A 4,457-nucleotide genomic window follows, 5' to 3' on the forward strand; every position below is an offset into this window, starting at 1 on the left:
TAAAAACTCATTTAAATCACTTTGCTATTAAGTACAAATTGATTCTTAGAGCGAACCAGATTGCTTGGCAGGAGCTTAAAAATATGGCAGCTTAAAATTGACCGTGCGTAACATGAGTAATTATAAATTGAGCAATAGCCAGATCTTTTAAAAATGAACACTTTTGAATTACTGCGCCCGCGAACATTAAGACAGAAGTGATTAAAATAATAAAACCTATGGCTTGTATTTTGCTATTTCGCTCTCGTGCAAACCAAGCCCGCATACCACAACCAATACAAATATGCACACATCCGATGACAATGACTAAATACATCATCGCTTTGAAGTTGTGAATATTAATAATATGTAAGTGGGCTAAAAAGCTACCCTCTTTCGGCTCAACGCCCCAATAACTCCCTAGTAAAACACCATAAATAATGGAGAAGAGGCTAATGACTGCCAATAAAGGTTTAAACCAAGAAGAAAATGCATATTTATTTAATCTTTTCCAAGTGAACAAGGTAAATAAAGCAAGTATTAGCCCATAGCCTGCGTCGGCGAGGATCATCGCAAAAAACAAGGCGAAGGAAAAAAAGACCATTATTGAGGGATCCAAAGAATGATAACCTGGCGTTTGATAAAAATTCACCAGCTCTTTCCCTCCCTTTAACCATGTAGATGATTCTAATAAAGTGGGAGGCAACTCTTCGTCTAAAGGCATCTCGATAGTTAAACCAATATGCTGTTGAACACAAAAGGCTTCTAAATTCTCTAGACCTTGTTCAGGGATCCAACCCTGTACTAGAAAAAACACCTCATGGTTTTGGATTTTTTCTTTTGCTTTTTTTAATTCAGAGCGATCAGCAAACTGAGCTACTTCTTTGCTTAATAAATAACGAAAACGCGTTAAACTACGCCGTTCATCAATTAGGTCTTCAATTTGCTCATTTAATTCATCTAGCTCTTGCAATAACTCATTTAAAGCGCAAGAACCCGTATGAACCCTATAAACGGATAAGGCATCATCATGCGGTTCTTCTTCCGCGCACAGAACGATAAAGATATAACTTTGGTTCCGGTATACTTCTTGTAACGGCAGTTCTTTATTAAGTAGGGCGAGCTTTTTAAGGGGGAGCTTATAGAACCAAAGTTTTATTCCGTTTAAGGCCGCCTGTGCAGGTAAAACAAAGTTTCCCCATTCTTTTAAAGCTCGAATACGCATCGTCAAAAAATCACGGCGATCGGTGCATTCACGGAATGCTCTTTGATTGCTTAAAATTTGCTGCACTACTTGGTTAGGTGTAGCCCCTTTCCAAAATAATCGGGGTGAACCCTGATCGGGAGAAGCTTTTAAGTAACGCAAACTTGCTTTTATTTCATCTAAGACTGTAGTTGAAGTTGTGGTGAGAGTCGATTTAGTTTTGGGATTAAGGGCAATCAGATGTAAACACCCTAATTCTTGTACTGCCAACAACAGTTCGTCTTTACAGCGGCTTAATCCTGCTAAAGTTACTTTTTTAAAGGCCGCAATACTCATAATAACTGCCTTTTCTTTTTGGCAATTTTAGAGCGAACAACACCGGCACGCTCATTATCAGCGAGAAAAATTTGAATTAACCGAATATGCTTCAAGGCATTAGGGATTAGTACTTTTTCAAATAAATTTTTCCTTTGGGTGACCGTTTGAATTGCCTTAGCTAAACGTTGCGCACGCAGGCATGCTAATTTCATCCGGATACGAAATTCAGTCAATTCCTTAATATGTTGGATTAAGGAATCAAACCAATGAGGCGTATTAAGGTAGGGGTAGGGCTCGATGCGGAGTTTAAGATTTTTAAATACGGGTAAACGCACTCCAACAATATTTTCCTCTTCAATACTGACTTGCTCAACTTTAATTAAAGATTTAAGGAGTTTAATCGATTCATTAATCATGGGAAAATGCTCTTCGGCACTCTGGCGAAGAGCTTGTTCTTGCGCTTTTAATTGCATCAATTGTTCGCCACAATTACTTTGCTCCGAGAGCAATTTTTTTCTTTTTAATTCTAATGAAGGTAAATAGCGTTGATAATTTTTTAAATTTTTTTGTTCCAAGCTAAGTGAGGCCTTATTCAGTTTTAACTGTGCCATGAGCCCCCTCCTTCACATGAGCATTAAAGTACTTATCTACTAACTCTTGCTTCATCAACAGCTCATTTTCATGAAAACACTCTGCTAAGGTTTTCCACGCTAAATCTAGGGCCTTTTCTAGAGGAAGAGCCTGTTTAATATCCATAAAACGCTCACGGAATAAACGACCGAATAACAATAAACGCTCATCAAATTCAGAAATTTCAAAAGCCATTGCTTGTTTTTGCTCAGCTTCACAGGCTGCAGAATAAAAACGAATCATGGTATTCATTATTTGACTATGATCATCTCTTGTTTGTTTACCAATTACATGCTGTTTTAAACGTGATAAAGAACCGAAGGGATCAATTACGCCGCCATGTAAATAAAATTGTCCTTCAGTAATATATCCAGTGTTATCAGGAACAGGATGGGTGAGATCATTTCCTGGCATCGTGGTTACCGAAAGAATGGTAACGGAACCTGTCCCTTGGAAATCACAGGCTTTCTCATAACGCCGTGCTAATTGGGAATAAAGATCACCCATATAGCCACGATTGGAAGGAACCCTCTCCATCGCAATACCAACCTCTTTTAATGCATCAGCAAAAGCAGTCATATCAGTGAGTAATACGAGAACGCGCTTCCCCTCTTCCACCGCCATTTTCTCTGCTACCGCTAAAGCCATATCAGGCACCAGTAAGCGCTCTAAGATAGGGTCTGAGGCTTGATTTACAAACATCACAGTACGCGCTATCGAGCCGTGATCTTCAAAGTTTTTTCGAAAAGCATAATAATCATCAAAGAGAAGTCCCATTCCCCCGAAAACAATAATATCGGCATCAGCTTGAGTCGCAATTTTGGCGAGCAAATCGTTGTAGGGTTCACCAGCAATAGAAAAAACGGGAATTTTTTGGCTTTCCACTAAACAGTTAAAAACATCAATCATTGGAATGTTAGTTCGAATCATTTTAGATGCTAGCGTTCTTCGGGTTGGATTAACTGTAGCAGTACGAATAGGCGTTGTATCTTCTTGCTCAAGCTTAGGTCCACCATCAATAGGATTTCCGGTTCCATTAAATACTCGTCCTAAAATATTCGCAGAATAACTGACCTGCATGGGATGCCCCAAAAAACTGACTGAAGAATCTGTTGATAAGCCTTTGGTGCTCCCATAAACTTGCAAGGTTACCAGCTCCTCTTGTAATTGGGTAATTTGAGCCAACAAAGGGGCTCCCTGAGGTGGATGAATGAGTGCTAAATCATCTAAGCGTGGAGCTTCTAGCGATGAACCGCTCGCAGCTTTAGGTACCGAAATTTTCAGAATATCGCCAGTTATTTCGCGGATATTTTTATAGTGTAGAATACCCATTTTAAGACCCTGTTCGCTTAATTTCTCTCACCGCATAATGCGTTGTAATAAATTGATTCATCTCAGGAACAATTACATTACGAAATTTACTGCCATTAAATAAACCATAGTGCCCAACCCCTGCAGCCAAAACATATTTCTTCATCTTATCAGGGAGGTTTTTGCATAAGCTTAGGACTGACTTGGTTTGCCCTCGCCCGGTAATATCATCATTTTCGCCTTCAATAATTAAAATCGCCGTGTTTTTCACATCCTGCAAGCGTATTTCCTTGCCTTTAGATTTATAACGTCCTTTAACCAGCAATTGTTCTTGAAAGACGGTATTGATAGTTTGCATATAAAACTCAGCGGTTAAATCCATGGTGGAAAAATATTCAAGATAAAATTGAATAGTTTTCAAAGCAGCATCTTTTTTATTATTTGCATAATCGTCAATAGCTTTTTGTAAGGATTCCATATGGCGTTGCATGTTCATGCTCATAAAACCCGATAACTGCATAAATCCAGGATAGACTAGGCGCATTGCACCAGGGAAATGTCCAGGAACCATCGAAATAACATTTTGCTCAAACCAATCATCTCCCCTAGAGACTGCCAGTTTATTCACCGCAGTGGGCGATTGTGCAGTATCGACGGGTCCGCCAAGCAGGATAGCGCTTTGGGGAATCGATGGATCTTTATCCGTAGACATTAACGCTAAGGCGGCTAAAACCGGGACGGTAGGCTGACATACTGCCATCACATTAAGGTTTGGAGCTAAAATTTTAAAATAAGAAATAACGTAATCAATAAAATCATCAAGATCAAAAGATCCCTCAATAAGTGGTACATCCCGTGCATTTTTCCAATCCGTAATATACACATCATAATAAGGTAACTCATGTTACGCACGGTCAATTTTAAGCTGCCATATTTTTAAGCTCCTGCCAAGCAATCTGGTTCGCTCTAAGAATCAATTTGTACTTAATAGCAAAGTGATTTAAATGAGTTTTTA

General features: G+C 39.0%; 4 protein-coding genes. All 4 read right to left on the minus strand.

What is annotated here, in order from left to right; all coding sequences use genetic code 11:
• Positions 1-91 precede the first annotated feature (91 nt).
• The 4 genes from ELY15_RS13740 to phaZ are packed head-to-tail and all read right to left on the minus strand — an operon-like array spanning position 92 to position 4,325.
• Positions 92-1,519, minus strand: a complete 1,428-nt coding sequence (locus ELY15_RS13740) for a V-type ATPase 116kDa subunit family protein (RefSeq protein WP_127101004.1) — start codon at positions 1,517-1,519, stop codon at positions 92-94.
• Positions 1,516-2,112 (minus strand): V-type ATP synthase subunit D, encoded by a 597-nt coding sequence (locus tag ELY15_RS13745; RefSeq protein ID WP_127101006.1) that lies wholly within the window; start codon positions 2,110-2,112, stop codon positions 1,516-1,518. The genes ELY15_RS13740 and ELY15_RS13745 overlap by 4 nt, the downstream gene beginning before the upstream one ends.
• Positions 2,090-3,463 (minus strand): V-type ATP synthase subunit B, encoded by a 1,374-nt coding sequence (locus tag ELY15_RS13750; RefSeq protein ID WP_127101008.1) that lies wholly within the window; start codon positions 3,461-3,463, stop codon positions 2,090-2,092. The genes ELY15_RS13745 and ELY15_RS13750 overlap by 23 nt, the downstream gene beginning before the upstream one ends.
• 1 nt (position 3,464) lies before the next feature.
• The gene (gene phaZ / locus ELY15_RS13755; RefSeq protein ID WP_233586783.1) at positions 3,465-4,325 is read right to left on the minus strand and encodes a polyhydroxyalkanoate depolymerase; all 861 of its coding nucleotides are present in this window, start codon (positions 4,323-4,325) and stop codon (positions 3,465-3,467) included.
• Positions 4,326-4,457: the final 132 nt, after the last annotated feature.

The organism is Legionella sp. km772, assembly GCF_003989735.1.
Taxonomy (GTDB): Bacteria; Pseudomonadota; Gammaproteobacteria; order Legionellales; family Legionellaceae; genus Legionella.

Coding starts and splice junctions, on each gene's coding strand:
- ELY15_RS13740 (WP_127101004.1), bottom strand. CDS start 1,519: ATGAGTATTGCGGCCTTTAAAAAAGTAACTTTAGCAGGATTAAGCCGC.
- ELY15_RS13745 (WP_127101006.1), bottom strand. CDS start 2,112: ATGGCACAGTTAAAACTGAATAAGGCCTCACTTAGCTTGGAACAAAAA.
- ELY15_RS13750 (WP_127101008.1), bottom strand. CDS start 3,463: ATGGGTATTCTACACTATAAAAATATCCGCGAAATAACTGGCGATATT.